General features: G+C 55.9%; 14 protein-coding genes. 9 read left to right on the top strand and 5 right to left on the bottom strand.

Going from position 1 to position 15,372, the window contains the following annotated elements; all coding sequences use genetic code 11:
- Positions 1-58: 58 nt before the first annotated feature.
- Entirely contained in the window at positions 59-1,753 is a 1,695-nt protein-coding gene (locus tag IEX01_RS07205; RefSeq protein ID WP_188723559.1) for an ATP-binding protein, read from the top strand.
- Positions 1,737-2,678, top strand: a complete 942-nt coding sequence (locus tag IEX01_RS07200) for an HNH endonuclease signature motif containing protein (protein WP_188723558.1) — start codon at positions 1,737-1,739, stop codon at positions 2,676-2,678. Before IEX01_RS07205 ends, IEX01_RS07200 begins: the two co-directional genes overlap by 17 nt.
- 58 nt (positions 2,679-2,736) lie before the next feature.
- Here the strand turns inward: IEX01_RS07200 and IEX01_RS07195 are convergent, their stop codons facing one another.
- From IEX01_RS07195 to IEX01_RS07185, 3 genes are read right to left on the bottom strand one after another with little or no spacing between them, the layout of a single operon-like run.
- Positions 2,737-2,871, bottom strand: coding sequence for a DUF2474 domain-containing protein (locus IEX01_RS07195; RefSeq protein ID WP_071788478.1), 135 nt, complete (start codon positions 2,869-2,871; stop codon positions 2,737-2,739).
- Positions 2,871-3,881: a cytochrome d ubiquinol oxidase subunit II gene (cydB, locus tag IEX01_RS07190; protein WP_024557534.1), complete on the bottom strand. Its 1,011-nt coding sequence runs from the start codon at positions 3,879-3,881 to the stop codon at positions 2,871-2,873. Before cydB ends, IEX01_RS07195 begins: the two co-directional genes overlap by 1 nt.
- Positions 3,881-5,284: a cytochrome ubiquinol oxidase subunit I gene (locus tag IEX01_RS07185; protein ID WP_024557535.1), complete on the bottom strand. Its 1,404-nt coding sequence runs from the start codon at positions 5,282-5,284 to the stop codon at positions 3,881-3,883. The genes cydB and IEX01_RS07185 overlap by 1 nt, the downstream gene beginning before the upstream one ends.
- Positions 5,285-5,486: 202 nt before the next feature.
- On the opposite strand from IEX01_RS07185, the gene IEX01_RS07180 reads away from it, so the two are divergent.
- The 7 genes from IEX01_RS07180 (at position 5,487) to IEX01_RS07150 (ending at position 13,568) form a co-directional block, all read left to right on the top strand.
- The gene (locus IEX01_RS07180) at positions 5,487-6,917 is read left to right on the top strand and encodes an aminotransferase-like domain-containing protein (protein ID WP_024560778.1); all 1,431 of its coding nucleotides are present in this window, start codon (positions 5,487-5,489) and stop codon (positions 6,915-6,917) included.
- A 397-nt stretch (positions 6,918-7,314) separates the two neighbouring features.
- Positions 7,315-8,460, top strand: a complete 1,146-nt coding sequence (ydcS, locus tag IEX01_RS07175) for a putative ABC transporter substrate-binding protein YdcS (RefSeq protein WP_024557537.1) — start codon at positions 7,315-7,317, stop codon at positions 8,458-8,460.
- Positions 8,461-8,474: 14 nt separating this feature from the next.
- Entirely contained in the window at positions 8,475-9,488 is a 1,014-nt protein-coding gene (locus tag IEX01_RS07170) for an ABC transporter ATP-binding protein (protein ID WP_048887518.1), read from the top strand.
- 1 nt (position 9,489) lies between these two features.
- Positions 9,490-10,434, top strand: coding sequence for an ABC transporter permease (locus IEX01_RS07165; protein ID WP_024557539.1), 945 nt, complete (start codon positions 9,490-9,492; stop codon positions 10,432-10,434).
- Positions 10,424-11,230 carry an ABC transporter permease gene (locus IEX01_RS07160; RefSeq protein WP_188723557.1) on the top strand — a complete coding sequence of 269 codons (807 nt, stop codon included), beginning with the start codon at positions 10,424-10,426 and terminating at the stop codon, positions 11,228-11,230. Before IEX01_RS07165 ends, IEX01_RS07160 begins: the two co-directional genes overlap by 11 nt.
- A gap of 23 nt (positions 11,231-11,253) precedes the next feature.
- Positions 11,254-12,678, top strand: coding sequence for an aminobutyraldehyde dehydrogenase (gene patD, locus IEX01_RS07155; RefSeq protein WP_188723556.1), 1,425 nt, complete (start codon positions 11,254-11,256; stop codon positions 12,676-12,678).
- A gap of 221 nt (positions 12,679-12,899) precedes the next feature.
- Entirely contained in the window at positions 12,900-13,568 is a 669-nt protein-coding gene (locus tag IEX01_RS07150) for a DUF3313 domain-containing protein (protein WP_024557542.1), read from the top strand.
- A gap of 161 nt (positions 13,569-13,729) precedes the next feature.
- Here the strand turns inward: IEX01_RS07150 and IEX01_RS07145 are convergent, their stop codons facing one another.
- Positions 13,730-14,866 (bottom strand): HlyD family secretion protein, encoded by a 1,137-nt coding sequence (locus IEX01_RS07145; RefSeq protein ID WP_188723555.1) that lies wholly within the window; start codon positions 14,864-14,866, stop codon positions 13,730-13,732.
- Positions 14,867-14,869: 3 nt separating this feature from the next.
- Positions 14,870-15,196, bottom strand: a complete 327-nt coding sequence (locus IEX01_RS07140) for a DUF3302 domain-containing protein (protein ID WP_024557544.1) — start codon at positions 15,194-15,196, stop codon at positions 14,870-14,872.
- Positions 15,197-15,372 lie beyond the last annotated feature (176 nt).

Raw genomic sequence — 15,372 nt, 5'->3', positions numbered from 1 at the left:
GTTGTTGTAACGGGGCATCTGCAGTAGGCTTTGGCAAAACAAAACTGGGGTCGCTACCGTGGCAAAGCTGAACATTTTCTTTTCTGAAAAAACAACGCTGGCGCAAGAGGATGGTTTATACCTTGTGCCAGATAACGCTATCTCCGGCTACGCCAGACCCTGGAACGATTTTGGTCATGAAGTGCTGTTTGGGCTCTATTACAAAAAGCAGGCGTACCAGGAGCGGGTGGGCATGACGAAAATACTGCACAGGGATAATCCCGTTACCGCAGAGTATTTTCGCAGCGGTCGCGTGCAGGCGGATTCAGTCTGGAATATCACGTCGCTTATGTCGTCAGACAACGTAGTCTCGCTTGGCACAAAAATCGATTTTTATAAAAACATTAATTACCTGAGAACGCATTACGCTATTTCTGCGACGCAGGTTCTGCAATCGCTCTGCGACGCCAGCTTTTTAAAAGAGAGAGGAATTCAGGGCTGGCAACAGTGGAATGGTTACGAATTAGCGCTCATGCGCAATACCACCACCGCTGAGGCGCTGCTGGAAAAAGGGATGGATATCGCGCAGGGTATCGATAGCGGCCCCGCGGATATAACATTAAGCGGGATGCATTTACCTGCGTCGTTTGACTGTATTGAATTCGTTTTTGCCAGAAACTTCAGCATTAACCGCAGCAATATTAATGTGCTGATTGGCAAAAACGGCCTGGGTAAAACCCGTATCTTGCAGGAAGTCATTGATAGCGCGACGGGACTAAAGCCCACGCCTGAAGTAAAAGGAAAATTTCTGAAGGTGGTGGTGGCGGCATACAGCCCTTTCGAGGAGTTTTATACGCAACAGCAGTATATTGACTTAAAAGATAATGCTGCCGGCGATGTGCAGGATTCCAATGAGGATAAACTCAAACGCCAGAAAGAGATGCTGGACTCCTATACGTACATCGGCTTTAAAAATCCGCAGGGGCAGTTTGATAAAACCTGGCCGATGCAGCAAGCGGCGGCAGCGCTAAAAACGATTCTTGACTACGACGCCGTTAATAAACGCTGGAATCGACCCTCGCGCTTCACACTCCTTACCGACACACTTGGCCTTGCGCTGAAATTTGACGATATCGCGTTTATCTCTGCCGAAGAGAGTCTGGTTTCTGTTCATCAAGAGAATATCGATTTTTCAAAAATAGATCTGACGGCCGGGTTAATTTTTTTACGCAACGGCGAAGCGATTAAACTCAGCGCAGGGCAACGTATTTACACTTACCTCATCCCGCCGCTGATTGCGGAAATCGTTGACGAAACGCTGGTGGTGCTGGATGAGCCAGAGCTTTACCTGCATCCTGAGCTTGAGATCGGGCTCATCAATATGCTCAAGTCGTTGCTGAGCGAAACGCGCTCTTACGCGCTGATTGCCACGCATTCCGCGCTGATGGTACGGGAAACGCACAGCGACAGGGTAACGATATTGCAGCAGGGGCAAAAAGAAGAGGATGATAAGTCCGCGACCCGCGCCGTGAAACCGCAAAGCGAAACCTTTGCCGCGTCGCTGGAAAAGATTATTGGCGAGGCGTTCAACGACTATTACCAGAAAAAGCCGTTTGAAGACGAGATTGATAAAAAGGTAGCCGCCTACGGTTCGCTGGACGAAGCGATTGCGGAACTTTATCAAGAGGTGGGATCTTCAGGCCAACTCTATTTATTATCTAAACGCAGCGACACACCGTGGAAACTGAAAAATAACGATGAAGAATCTCACTGAACTGCGCACAAGTAGCGGCAGCGACTGGTTAACGCTGGCGATTGAATCAGATAAAGAGGAACGCGCAAAGCTCAAGGCTATTGAGCAGCAGTTACTCACGCGTTATGGCGACTACAAGGGAATAATAGATAACTTCGATAAGCAACCGGCGAAAAGTATCTATCTCCAGGCTAACGGCGAGTTCACCGCCGAGAAAAAACTATTAATGGATTTTTATAAGTGGCCGCCCGCTAAGCTTAAAGCCATATTTTATGATTTACGCAATAAAAACAAAATGAGGGAGTGCCCATACTGTGGCAACCCTGTCAGACCAAATACCCTGGACCATTTTGTTCCTGAGTCACACTGGCCGGAATTTGCGCTTTATCCGGATAATCTGGTGCCGCAGTGTCAGCAGTGCGCCAGCAAGAAAAGCAATCGCTATTATATGCTGCCCGATAAGGGCTGCTTCTTTATTCACCCCAAGTTTGTCGACGAGTTATCCCGGTTAGGTTTTAAAATTGAGATGAGGGCCAATAGCGATGCTATCGCCTACACACCCTCGATTAACATTAGTGGCGCGGTGACAGATAAATTAAAAGAGAGGATAAAGCGCCATATTACCGCCCTGGATATCCCGGCTTATATGGTGGCCTACTGCCAAAAGCAAGAGCGTGAGTTACTCGATATGATAGAGCAGGCGAACAGTAAAAAAATGCACTTCAGCGTGCAAGAGCATTGCCAGCGTCAGTACAATACGCAACGGCTAATAGCAGGCTTGTCGCTTGATGAAAACCCTGAATTTTACCCTAACTGGGCCTGTGCCTATTATTATGCATTGCTGGCTTCGCCTGTGATAATCAACGACTACCAGAAGCTGCTGAAGGCGACGCGCAATCCCCCTGTTACGAGCGCGGCTGTCGCTTCAAGCGTGCTCTTTCCCTGAGATAACCGCGCGTCATTGGCCCTCTTAACAAGATGAAGGGGGCCTGGCCCCCTTCGCATTAATGTGTTTTCAACCCCGCCGCCGTCATCAGCATGCGGAATACCATCGAAACCGCCGTGAGCGCCAGCACGCTGGCGGCCCAGATTGCCGCCATCCACAGCAGGCGTTTCCATAAAGGCGTTGACGAAGCCATCAATGGTAACCCTCCCCGTGCTGCACTTTGCCGCGAAACACGTAATAGCTCCAGAAGGTATACATCAGGATAACCGGCAGGATCAGCAGCGCGCCCACCAGCATAAAGCCCTGGCTTGCCGGCGGCGCGGCGGCTTCCCAAAGGGTAATATCAGGCGGAATAATATTCGGCCAGATGCTGATGCCAAGCCCGCTAAACCCTAAGAAAATCAGCCCCAGCGTCAGCACGAACGGCAGCGTATGGCTGGTGGGGTTGCTCAGGCGGCGCCAGAGCCCAAGGCTGAACAGCACCACCAGCACCGGCACCGGCAGCAGGAAGTAGAGGTTCGGCAAGGAGAACCAGCGCTGCGCCACGGCGGCATGCGCGAACGGCGTCCAGGCGCTGATGATGGCCAGCACTACCAGCAGCGCCAGCAGCAGCGTTTTCGCCACGCTGCGCATGCGGCTTAACAGCGGATCTTCGCTTTTCATTACCAGCCAGCTTGCGCCCAGCAGCGCATAGGCCACCACCAGACCGACCCCGCAAAAGAGGTTAAACGGCGTCAGCCAGTCAAGCGCGCCGCCGCTAAAGCGTCGGCCCGTCACGGAAAAACCGTTCAGCACCGCGCCCACCACGATGCCCTGGCAGAAGGTGGCGAGAATCGAACCGCAAACGAACGATTTGTCCCAGAAGGCGCGGTGCGCGGCGACCGCTTTAAAGCGAAATTCAAACGCTACGCCGCGGAAGATCAGGCCAATCAGCATCAGCGTCAGCGGGATGGTCAGGGCGTCGATAATCACCGCGTAGGCCAGCGGGAAAGCACCAAACAGCCCCGCGCCGCCCAGCACCAGCCAGGTTTCGTTGCCATCCCAGACCGGCGCCACGGTGTTTACCATTACGTCGCGGTCGTGCGGGTCGCGCACAAAAGGAAACAGAATGCCGATGCCCAGATCAAACCCGTCCATCACGATATACATCAGCGTGGAGAAAACGATTATCACAAACCAGATTAAAGAGAGATCGATACCCATTACGGTTTCTCCTGTTCCAGAGATTCGCCAGCCGCAGAGAGCGGGCGCGCCGGTGTACCGGTTGTGGAAGAGGGCAGGTGATCCACAGGCTCCGGGCCTTTCTTAATCAGCCGCACCATGTAGTAGTATCCCACCCCGAAGACCGCCGAATAGACCACGATAAAGGTCAACAGGCTCAGGCTCATCTGCAAATCGCTGTGGCCGGAGACGGCGTCCCGCGTGCGCAGCAGGCCGTAGACCACCCAGGGCTGACGGCCCACCTCGGTGGTCACCCAGCCCGCCAGTATCGCCACCAGCCCGGCGGGTCCCATCCACAGGGCGAAGTGATGAAAAGGCCTTGAGCGGTAAAGCGTGCCTTTATGACGCAGCCACAGGCTCAGCACGCCCATCAGAATCATCAGCAGCCCCATGCCGACCATAATGCGGAACGACCAGAAAATGATGGTGGAGTTAGGCCGCTCCTCTTTCGGGAAATCTTTCAGCGCCGGCACCTGCTGGTCCAGGCTGTGGGTCAGGATGAGGCTGCCGAGTTTGGGGATCTCCAGACCGTATTTCGTGCGCTCCTCTTCCATATCAGGCAGGCCGAAGAGCAGCAGCGGCGTCGCTTCGCCCGGCGGGTTTTCCCAGTGTCCCTCAATGGCGGCGATTTTTACTGGCTGATACTTAAGCGTATTCAGGCCGTGCATATCGCCGACGAACGCCTGTATAGGGGCGACGATAAGCGCCATCCACAGCGCCATGGAAAACATTCTGCGGATCGCCGGCGTGTTGTTGCCGTGCAGCAGATGCCAGGCGGCGGACGCGCCAACAAACAGCGCGCTGCTAAGGAAAGCCGCTATCGACATATGCAGCAGGCGGAAGGGGAAAGAGGGGTTAAAGACCACCTCGAACCAGTTCACCGGCACCACCTGGCCGTTATGGATCTCATAGCCCTGCGGCGTATGCATCCAGCTGTTGGAGGAGAGGATCCAGAAGGTCGACATCAGCGTGCCGAGCGCCACCATGCAGGTGGCGAGAAAGTGAAGCCCCGGCCCCACTTTGTTCCAGCCAAACAGCATGACACCCAGAAAGCCCGCCTCGAGGAAGAAGGCGGTCAGCACCTCGTAAGTCAGCAGCGGGCCGGTAATACTGCCGGCGAATTGCGAGAAGCCGCTCCAGTTAGTACCAAACTGATAAGCCATCACCAGCCCGGAGACCACGCCCATCCCGAAGTTTACGGCGAAGATCTTGACCCAAAAATGGTAAAGCGAACGCCATACCGGGTTATTCGTTTTGAGCCATAAGCCCTCCAGCACCGCCAGATAGCTGGCGAGCCCGATGGTAATGGCGGGGAAAATAATATGGAAAGAGACAGTAAAGGCGAACTGAATCCTTGCCAGGATAAACGCGTCTAAACCAAACATGCACACCTCATGACATAACGTTGTCTGCGACAAAGGGTACTCAGGGGCAGCAGAAACTTGCAGAAACAGAATGGCGCTATTTGACTATAACAGTTAATTAAAAAGTTGCGATTTTACGCAGCTGATCTAACCAAGCGGCAGGCAGTTGCTTTATACTCGTTAACTCTTTGTTACCACTGGCTCCCGTCGCAGGGAGGTGAGCATGAAAAAGTATCAACGGCTGGTGCAGCAGATAATCGACCAGATAGCCCTCGGCGTCTGGCACCCGGGAGACAGGCTGCCCTCCCTGCGCGAACAGGTCGCCAGCAGCGGCATGAGCCTGATGACGGTAAGCCACGCTTACCAGATGCTGGAAAGCCAGGGCGTCATCGTCGCCCGGCCGCAGTCGGGCTACTATGTCGCGCCGCAGCCCCAGGCCCGCGTGCCGCAGCCGCCCGAGCAGATACGCCGTGACGAGCAGGTGGATATCAACACCTATATCTTCGATGTCTTGCAGGCGAGCACCGATGCCTCGGTGGTGCCTTTTGGCTCCGCTTTTCCGGACCCGCGTCTCTTTCCGCTCGCCCAGCTCAACCGGTCGCTGGCGAATGTCAGTAAATACGCCAACGCCATGAGCGTTATCGAAAACCTGCCGCCGGGCAACGAGGCGCTGCGTCACGCTATCGCCCGCCGCTACGCCCAGCAGGGGGTGAATGTTTCGCCGGAAGAGATAGTGATTACCGCAGGCGCGCTTGAAGCGCTCAACCTGAGCCTTCAGGCCGTGACGGAGCCGGGCGACTGGGTCATTGTCGAGAACCCCTGTTTTTACGGCGCATTGCAGGCGCTGGAGCGGCTGCGTCTCAAGGCGCTGTCGGTGGCGACCGATGCAGAAGAGGGCATCGACCTTGACGCGCTGGCCCAGGCGCTGAACGACTACCCGGTAAAAGCGTGCTGGTTGATGACCAACGCGCAAAACCCGCTCGGTTTCACCTTAAGCCCGGAAAAAAAGCAAAAGCTGGTGGCGCTGCTTTCGCAGCACAATGTGGCGCTGATCGAAGACGACGTTTACAGCGAGCTTTACTACGGACGCGACAAGCCGCTGCCCGCCCGCGCCTGGGATGAGCAGGGGATAACGCTGCACTGCTCGTCGTTCTCGAAATGTCTGGTGGCGGGGTTTCGCATCGGCTGGGTGGCGGCGGGCAGGCACGCCAGGCGAATTCAGCAGCTTCAACTGATGAGCACGCTTTCCACCAGCTCGCCGATGCAGATGGCGCTGGTGGATTACCTCGCCACCCGGCGCTACGACGCGCATCTTCGCCGCCTGCGCCGCCAGCTCGCCGAGCGCAAGCAGCAGGCCTGGCAGGCGCTGCGCCGCCATCTGCCCGCCGAGGTGCGCATTCACCGCAGTGAAAGCGGCTATTTTCTCTGGATTGAGCTTCCCCCCGGGCTGGACGCCGGCGAACTGGGAGAGCAGGCGCTGCGCCACCAGATAAGCATCGCGCCGGGACGCATGTTCTCTACCAGCGATACCTGGCACAATTTCTTTCGCTTCAATACGTCATGGGCCTGGGGCGAGCGGGAAGAGCAGGCGGCTATCCGGCTCGCCGAGCTTATTCGCCAGGCGATATCAGCGCGCACGCCGCTTAGCGCCTGACGCCCTTTATTAAATAAACCCGGTCATTATTAATCCGTCATGGCCGGGTTTTCTCATTTCATGAAGAGGTTATTCCTGCTGAGGAAATAATTAAAAAATAAGGGTTGAGAGCCGTTTTATTATTTTTTTTACGCGGCTTGTTAACCCGGTCATAGGGAATTCTGATAGTTTTCTAAAAAGGCTTCACAAAGCTAACCCACTGTCTACACTCTGAAAAAGCGCCCACTTATTTCTGCAACTTTCTTCGTAGAGAACAAAGAGTGCGCGGCTTGTCACATCCTTAACAAAATCTTTACACCCAGCGAGAGAAACCTCTTCGCTACGTATATGTTTATTTCGGGAGATATTTTTACGGCAAGGCGGCCGGCTAATTAATTCAGACAGGAGTAAGAGAACCATGAGCAAATCTTTCGCGCTTAGCACGCTCTCTGCGCTGTGCCTGACCGTGCTCACCGCCCAGGCCGCAGAACCTCCCAAAGAAATCGGCCAGGGCGAGGGCCGCCTCGATATCATCGCCTGGCCGGGCTACATCGAAAGCGGGCAGACGGATAAAAATTACGACTGGGTCACCGGCTTTGAGAAAGAGACCGGCTGCAAGGTAAACGTAAAAACCGCCGCCACCTCAGATGAGATGGTCAGCCTGATGGCGAAAGGAGGCTATGACCTGGTGACCGCCTCCGGCGACGCCTCGCTGCGCCTCATTATGGGCAAACGCGTGCAGCCCATTAACACCGCGCTTATCCCGAACTGGAAAAACGTCGATCCGCGTCTGGTGAAAGGCGACTGGTTTAACGTGGGCGGCAAGGTTTACGGCACCCCTTACCAGTGGGGGCCGAACCTGCTGATGTATAACACCAAAACCTTCCCGCAGCCGCCGGACAGCTGGGCGGTGATTTTCGAAAAACAGAATTTACCGGACGGCAAAACCAATCAGGGACGCGTGCAGGCTTACGACGGGCCGATTTATATCGCCGACGCCGCGCTTTATCTCAAGGCGAAACAGCCTGATCTGGGCATTACCGACCCCTACCAGCTCACCGAAGCGCAATACAACGCGGTGCTCAAAGTGCTGCGCGATCAGCATCAGCTCATCCACCGTTACTGGCACGACACCACGGTACAGATGAGTGATTTTAAAAACGAAGGGGTGGTGGCCTCCAGCGCCTGGCCCTATCAGGCGAACGCGCTGAAAAACGAAGGCCAGCCCATTGCCACCGTGTTCCCGAAAGAAGGGGTGACCGGCTGGGCGGATACCACCATGCTGCACGCCGAGGCTAAACACCCCAACTGCGCCTATAAATGGATGAACTGGTCGTTAACGCCGAAAGTGCAGGGGGATGTCGCCGCCTGGTTTGGCTCGCTGCCCGCCGTGGTGGAGGGGTGCAAAGCCAGCACGCTGCTTGGGGATAAAGGGTGCGAGACTAACGGCATGGGCTTCTTCGACAAAATCGTCTTCTGGAAAACGCCGGTCGCTCAGGGCGGAAAATTCGTACCCTACAGCCGCTGGACGCAGGACTACATCGCCATTATGGGCGGCCGTTAACCCGGGAGTTTTTTATGTCGTACGCAGTTGAGTTTGATAACGTCTCCCGGCTGTATGGCGAGGTGCGCGCCGTGGACGGCGTCACCATCCAGATAAAAGACGGCGAGTTTTTCTCCATGCTGGGGCCTTCCGGCTCCGGCAAAACCACCTGCCTGCGGCTTATCGCAGGCTTTGAACAACTCTCTTGCGGCGCTATCCGCATTTTTGGTCGCGAAGCGAGCGAGCTGCCTCCCTGGGAGCGCGACGTCAACACGGTGTTTCAGGATTACGCGCTCTTTCCGCACATGTCGGTGCTGGAAAACGTCGCCTACGGGCTGATGGTGAAAGGGGTGGCGAAAAAAACGCGGCTTGCCCAGGCGCAGGAGGCGCTGGAGCGGGTGGCGCTCGGCTTCACCCATTCGCGCAAACCGTCGCAGCTCTCCGGCGGCCAGCGCCAGCGCGTGGCCATCGCCCGGGCGCTGGTGAACCAGCCGCGCGTGCTGCTGCTGGACGAACCCCTCGGCGCGCTGGATTTAAAACTTCGCGAGCAGATGCAGGTCGAGCTGAAAAAACTGCAGCGCGAGCTTGGCATCACCTTTATTTTCGTCACCCACGATCAGGGCGAAGCGCTGTCGATGTCGGACCGCGTGGCGGTCTTTAATAACGGCCGCATTGAGCAGGTCGATTCCCCTCGCGCGCTTTACATGCGCCCGCGCACGCCGTTCGTGGCGGGGTTTGTCGGCACCGCCAACGTGCTTGACGACGGGCTGGTGCAGCGCCTGTGCGGTACAGAGGGCGCGTTTTCGCTGCGCCCGGAGCATATCCGGCTTAACGACGCCGGGGAGATTCAGGTAAACGGCACCGTGCAGGAGATCCAGTATCAGGGCGCGGCTACCCGGCTTGAGCTGCGTCTTGCAAGTGGCGAGAAACTGCTGGTAAGCCAGGCGAACCTGCACAGCGCCTTGAGCGAAGGGGACTTTCGCATCGGCCAGCAAGTGACCGCCTCCTGGGCGCGCGAGGCGATGATCCCGCTGCGCGGGGAGGGGTAAGATGGAGATGACCGTCATGCCCGCGACGTCTCGCGAAGGGGTGCTGCGCCGCGTCACGACGCTGCTCTGGCAGCGCCCGACGCTGTGGTTGTTTTTACTGCTGCTGCCGCCGCTGCTCTGGTTCGGCATTATCTATCTCGGGTCGCTGCTGACGCTGCTCTGGCAGGGGTTTTACACCTTTGACGACTTCACCATGTCGGTGACGCCGGACTTAACGCTCGCCAACCTGCAGGCGCTGTTTATTCCCTCCAACTACGACATCATCCTGCGTACCCTGACGATGGCGATTGCGGTGACGATAGCCAGCGCCATTCTTGCCTATCCCATGGCCTGGTACATGGCGCGCTATACCAGCGGCAAGATGAAAGCGTTTTTTTATATCGCCGTCATGCTGCCGATGTGGGCGAGCTATATCGTTAAGGCCTACGCGTGGACGCTGCTGCTGGCGCGGGACGGCGTGGCGCAGTGGTTTTTACAGCATCTGGGGCTGGAAGGGGCGCTTAACGCCGTGCTCGGCATACCCGGCATCGGCGGCAACACCCTTTCTACGTCGGGCCTTGGGCGCTTTCTGGTCTTCGTCTACATCTGGCTGCCGTTTATGATCCTGCCAATTCAGGCGGCGCTTGAACGGCTGCCGCCTTCGCTGCTGCAAGCCTCGGCGGATCTCGGCGCGCGTCCGGCGCAGACCTTCCGTCATGTCATTTTGCCGCTCTCCATCCCCGGCGTGGCGGCGGGTTCAATCTTCACCTTCTCGCTGACGCTGGGCGACTTTATCGTGCCGCAGCTGGTGGGACCGCCGGGGTTCTTCATCGGCAATATGGTCTATTCCCAGCAGGGGGCGATTGGCAACATGCCGATGGCGGCGGCCTTTACCCTCGTGCCGATTGTGTTAATCGCCGTTTATCTGGCGTTTGTGAAGCGCCTGGGAGCCTTCGATGCACTCTGAACGCCCGCCGCTGTTTTTGAAAATCGCCGCCTGGGGCGGAGTAATTTTTCTGCACTTTCCGCTGGTGATTATCGCGCTTTATGCCTTTAACACCGAAGACGCCGCGTTTAGCTTCCCGCCGAAAGGCTTCACCCTGCACTGGTTCAGCGTGGCGGCAGGGCGGTCCGATATTCTCGACGCGGTAATGCTCTCCGTGAAGGTGGCGGCGCTTGCCACCGCGCTTGCGCTGGTGCTGGGCACGCTTGCGGCGGCGGCGCTCTGGCGGCGGGAATTTTTTGGTAAAAACGCCATCTCGTTGCTGCTTCTGTTGCCTATCGCCCTGCCGGGGATAATTACCGGCATCGCCCTGCTGACGGCGTTTAAAACGCTAAACTTTGAACCAGGGTTCCTGACAATTGTGGTCGGTCACGCCACCTTCTGCGTGGTGGTCGTGTTTAACAACGTGATTGCGCGTTTTCGCCGCACTGCCTACAGCCTGGTCGAAGCCTCGATGGATCTCGGGGCCGATGGCTGGCAAACCTTCCGGCATGTGATCCTGCCGAACCTCAGTACGGCGCTGCTGGCGGGCGGCATGCTGGCTTTCGCGCTGTCGTTCGATGAGATTATCGTCACCACTTTCACCGCCGGGCATGAACGCACGTTGCCGCTCTGGTTGCTCAACCAGCTTGGCCGACCGCGCGACGTGCCGGTGACTAACGTGGTGGCGCTGTTGGTTATGCTGGTGACAATGATCCCCATTCTGGCAGCCTGGTGGCTGACCCGCGACGGCGAAATGGTCGCCGGCGGCGGTAAATAACTTTTCGTTCAAAGGAAAACGCTATGCAGAATCAACTACTGATTAACGGGAAACTCCTGAGCGGCGAAGGGGAGAAGCTGCCCGTTTACAACCCGGCAACCGGCGAAGTGCTGCTGGAGATTGCCGAAGCGACGCCTGCGCAGGTGGACGAGGCGGTTAACGCCGCCGACGCCGCCTTTGAGCAGTGGGGGCAAACCACGCCGAAAGAACGCGCCGAAGCGCTGCTCAAACTTGCGGACGCCATTGAGCAAAACGCGGAAACGTTCGCGAAGCTTGAATCGCAAAACTGCGGCAAGCCGCTGCACTGCGTCATTAACGACGAAATCCCGGCGGTGGTGGATGTGTTTCGCTTCTTTGCGGGCGCGGCGCGCTGCCTGAGCGGCCTTGCTGCGGGCGAATACCTGAGCGGCCACACGTCGATGATCCGCCGCGATCCGGTAGGCGTGGTGGCGTCCATCGCGCCCTGGAACTACCCGCTAATGATGGCGGCCTGGAAGCTGGCGCCGGCGCTGGCGGCGGGCAACTGCGTGGTTATCAAACCTTCTGAAATCACGCCGCTTACCGCGCTCAAGCTCGGGGAGCTTGCAAAAGAGATTCTGCCGCCAGGGGTGCTCAACGTGCTGTTTGGCCGCGGCCAGACGGTAGGCGACCCGCTCACCGGGCATGAGAAAGTGCGCATGGTTTCGCTGACCGGCTCGATAGCCACCGGCGAGCACATCATCCGCCACACCGCCTCGGGCGTTAAGCGCACCCATATGGAGCTTGGCGGCAAAGCGCCGGTGCTGGTGTTTGACGACGCGGATCTCGACGCCGTGGTGGAGGGCATTCGTACCTTCGGTTTCTATAACGCCGGGCAGGACTGTACGGCGGCCTGTCGCATTTACGCGCAAAAGGGCATTTACGAGCAGCTGGTGGAAAAACTGGGCGCGGCGGTGGCGAGCCTGAAGCAGGGCGCGCCGGAAGAGGAAACCACCGAACTCGGCCCGCTCAGTTCGCTGGCGCATCTGGAGCGCGTAAGCAAGGCGGTCAACGAAGCCAAAGCCTTGCCCCACGTTAAGGTGGTGACCGGCGGCGAGAAGCTCGACGGTCCGGGTTATTTCTTTAAACCGACGGTTATCGCCGGCGCGAAACAGGAAGACGCCATTGTGCAGCGCGAAGTTTTCGGCCCGGTAGTCAGCGTGACGCCGTTTGACGACGAAGCGCAGGCGCTCGCCTGGGCGAACGATTCGCAATACGGACTGGCTTCCTCTGTCTGGACGCAAGACGTAGGCCGCGCTCACCGCTTAAGCGCGCGATTGCAGTACGGCTGCACCTGGGTCAACACGCACTTTATGCTGGTCAGCGAAATGCCGCACGGCGGACAGAAGCACTCCGGCTACGGCAAGGATATGTCGATGTACGGGCTTGAGGACTACACGGTCGTAAGGCATGTGATGATAAAGCATTAATTTGCCCATGAGTCCTTTTTAAAAAGGGGTTACGCCGCGTGTAAGAATAACGTCGCGCGGCGTAAGCCAGCGCCTTGTCATTAAGACAACATCGTTAATGTTGTTTGTGAACTGTCACGCTGTTTCTTAAAAATATTTCCATTGTCGGCCTCTGGTTTTTTATGCATCTTTTATAATTTCAACGTGAAATAAACGCGGCAATAATATCACTCGGAGGCACCATGGTCGTCACCACGAAGTTATCGCTAAGGCTGGGCGCAATATTACTGACCTGCGCGCTCGCAGGCTGCTCATCAAAGGTTGCGGAAACTAATCAGTACTCCGGATTCCTGCAAAATTATTCTGACTTAAAACCGGCGAAAACGCCTTCAGGACACGAGGTCTTGCGCTGGATTTCACCCGATTTTCGCGTCAGCAATTATCAAAGCGTTTATTTCGCGCCCGTTGTTTATTATCCCGCCGCAACGCCTGACAGCCGGGTTAGCGCCCAGACGCTTGAGCAGATTCGTTCCTATACCGAGCAGCGTTTGAAAACCGCCGTCGGCTCTCGCCTGCAGCTCGTCCCGCAGCCCCAGCCGGGAGGGCTGATATTTAAAACGGCCATCACTGCCGTTTCGGCAGAAAATAAAGACGTAAGATTTTATGAAGTATTGCCTGTCACGGCTGTGGTCGCCGGCACCATGGCGTTAACGGGTAAGCGTTCGCAAAACGCATTGCTGTTTATTGAGGCGGAAGCAATTGACGTTTCAACAAACAAGCCGGTATTAAAAGTGGTAAGAAAAGGCTATGGCCGCTCGGTTTCCAATAGCACTACGCAAATCACTGAAGCCGATGTAAAAAGCGCGATTGATGAAATGGTCGCCGACGTGGGCGCATTTCCCGCCAACTAACGGTTGAATATTAAATTAAGCTTAAGGCGAATCCCGTTATGGGACTCGCCTTTATTAGCAGGCTAGTTATTTATCCGATCATGAACCGTCATTGTTTCACCCGCGCCAGAATAACCTTAATGTAAATACTACCTGTGAATGGCAGGAATGAATGATGGATATTAATGATCAAGATACAAATAGTGCATCCAGCTGGTCATTCGCAGCAGGACTTTACGCATGACGGACACATGCGTGAAATGCTGAGAATAGATAGCCACCTGGGCGAAAATGCCATCCGGCAGGGCATCCACCTCCGCATCAGGTGCAAGCTCAATCACCGCCAGCACGCCATCGCTGCCGGGTTGCAGGGTGAGCGATTGCAACGTGCCCTGCGCCTGGTAAGCGCCGCCGGGCACCACGGGAAGGATTTCAATCAGTTTTCCTGCAAAGACCTGACCTGGCAGGGCGGTAAAAACCACTTCCGCTTCATCGCCCGCCTGCAAACGCAACAGCGAGTTTTGCCGGAACTGCGCGATAATTTGCCGCTTTTGCTCGGGTATGAAAACCATCACCGGACGCAGCGGCAGGGCGGCGGCATAGGTGCCCGGGCGAATTAACACCTGCGTAACATAGCCGTCGCCAGGCGCGCGAACCACCGTTTGGTTGAGGTTATAGGTGGCCTCCGCCAGTTGCGCCCGCAGGCTTACAATCTGCGACTGTTCGCCGTTGAGCGTGCTCTCAAGCTGGCTCTGAATTTGCGCCTGTTCGGCAACGGAAGCTTTTACCAGCGCCTCTTGCGCCAGATAATTTTGGCGCGCGTTATCAATATCGCTTTCTGAGAAAGGATTCACTCTCGCCTGACTGCCCCTGACATAGCGCTGGTAATCTTTATATAAACGATCTCGCTCCGCCGTAATGCGCGACGTGTTGGCGATAGCTTCATCTAATTGTCCTTTCAGGGCGCGAATATTGTGTATTGCTGTGACCAGGTCGGCCTGTAATCTTTCCACCCGGGCCTGATATCGGCCTTTATCAAGCTCAAAAAGCATTTCGCCTTTTTTTATCAGCTTATTCTGTTTATCCGTCACCTTCGTGACGACGCCCGTAACCTGCGGCGTTATCGGCACCGAGATCACGGCTTTCTGAGCAAGGTAAGTATAAGGGTGGTTATAGTTCATCAATAAAATAAGCGCGCCAATTAAAAACACGCCGCCGAGCGCCGCTGTCGGCACGGTCCATTTATTTACCGGTATTTTGAAAATCTTAAAAATCGACCAGGCGATGGCGACATAAGTGAGAATGATGAGCAAGTCCATCTCTTACTCCTGCGGCGGTGGTGTAATATGGCCAAGCTTACGCTCCAGCTCCTGTACCCGTTGCTGCAACTGCGCAAGCTCAGCTTCATCTTTTTGCTGCATGCCCCAGCCACGCTCCGGGCGGTATAAGGTCGCCCAAATCCACAAAAAGGGCCAGATTACGTGAAGCGTAAATAAACTTACCCAGCCTGCCACATGAATAGCATCGGCGTGCGGATGGTTGCGTGATTTTGCAATCAGATAGGGGATATCGTGCAGGATAATAATCCCGTAAAAAATAATCAGGAAAACAAAAATAAGTACACCCAGCGCAAAATAGTTAAGGAACATAGCCGCCTCGAATAAACGATGTACTGTTCAATAATAATATAGTCGCTAACGCCATCACCCTGTTAAAAAAGTAAATGATTTTTGCGCGTTATCGCAGAGATTAAAATGGGCTATCAGAAACAAGCAGCAAAGGAAATAATGCATTCATGGCATTTTGCGGCGCGCCCTGTTTTATT

The organism is Franconibacter daqui (assembly GCF_014644275.1).
GTDB classification, from domain to species: domain Bacteria; phylum Pseudomonadota; class Gammaproteobacteria; order Enterobacterales; family Enterobacteriaceae; genus Franconibacter; species Franconibacter pulveris.
Note: the sequence above shows the minus strand (reverse complement) of the source record. Positions and strands in the feature narration are given on the sequence as shown.

Bases quoted from the DNA above. Each gene is read 5' to 3' on its own strand.
- IEX01_RS07200 (WP_188723558.1), top strand. From the start codon at position 1,737: ATGAAGAATCTCACTGAACTGCGCACAAGTAGCGGCAGCGACTGGTTA.
- IEX01_RS07195 (WP_071788478.1), bottom strand. From the start codon at position 2,871: ATGGCTTCGTCAACGCCTTTATGGAAACGCCTGCTGTGGATGGCGGCA.
- cydB (WP_024557534.1), bottom strand. From the start codon at position 3,881: ATGGGTATCGATCTCTCTTTAATCTGGTTTGTGATAATCGTTTTCTCC.
- IEX01_RS07185 (WP_024557535.1), bottom strand. From the start codon at position 5,284: ATGTTTGGTTTAGACGCGTTTATCCTGGCAAGGATTCAGTTCGCCTTT.
- IEX01_RS07180 (WP_024560778.1), top strand. From the start codon at position 5,487: ATGAAAAAGTATCAACGGCTGGTGCAGCAGATAATCGACCAGATAGCC.
- ydcS (WP_024557537.1), top strand. From the start codon at position 7,315: ATGAGCAAATCTTTCGCGCTTAGCACGCTCTCTGCGCTGTGCCTGACC.
- IEX01_RS07170 (WP_048887518.1), top strand. From the start codon at position 8,475: ATGTCGTACGCAGTTGAGTTTGATAACGTCTCCCGGCTGTATGGCGAG.
- IEX01_RS07165 (WP_024557539.1), top strand. From the start codon at position 9,490: ATGGAGATGACCGTCATGCCCGCGACGTCTCGCGAAGGGGTGCTGCGC.
- IEX01_RS07160 (WP_188723557.1), top strand. From the start codon at position 10,424: ATGCACTCTGAACGCCCGCCGCTGTTTTTGAAAATCGCCGCCTGGGGC.
- patD (WP_188723556.1), top strand. From the start codon at position 11,254: ATGCAGAATCAACTACTGATTAACGGGAAACTCCTGAGCGGCGAAGGG.
- IEX01_RS07150 (WP_024557542.1), top strand. From the start codon at position 12,900: ATGGTCGTCACCACGAAGTTATCGCTAAGGCTGGGCGCAATATTACTG.
- IEX01_RS07145 (WP_188723555.1), bottom strand. From the start codon at position 14,866: ATGGACTTGCTCATCATTCTCACTTATGTCGCCATCGCCTGGTCGATT.
- IEX01_RS07140 (WP_024557544.1), bottom strand. From the start codon at position 15,196: ATGTTCCTTAACTATTTTGCGCTGGGTGTACTTATTTTTGTTTTCCTG.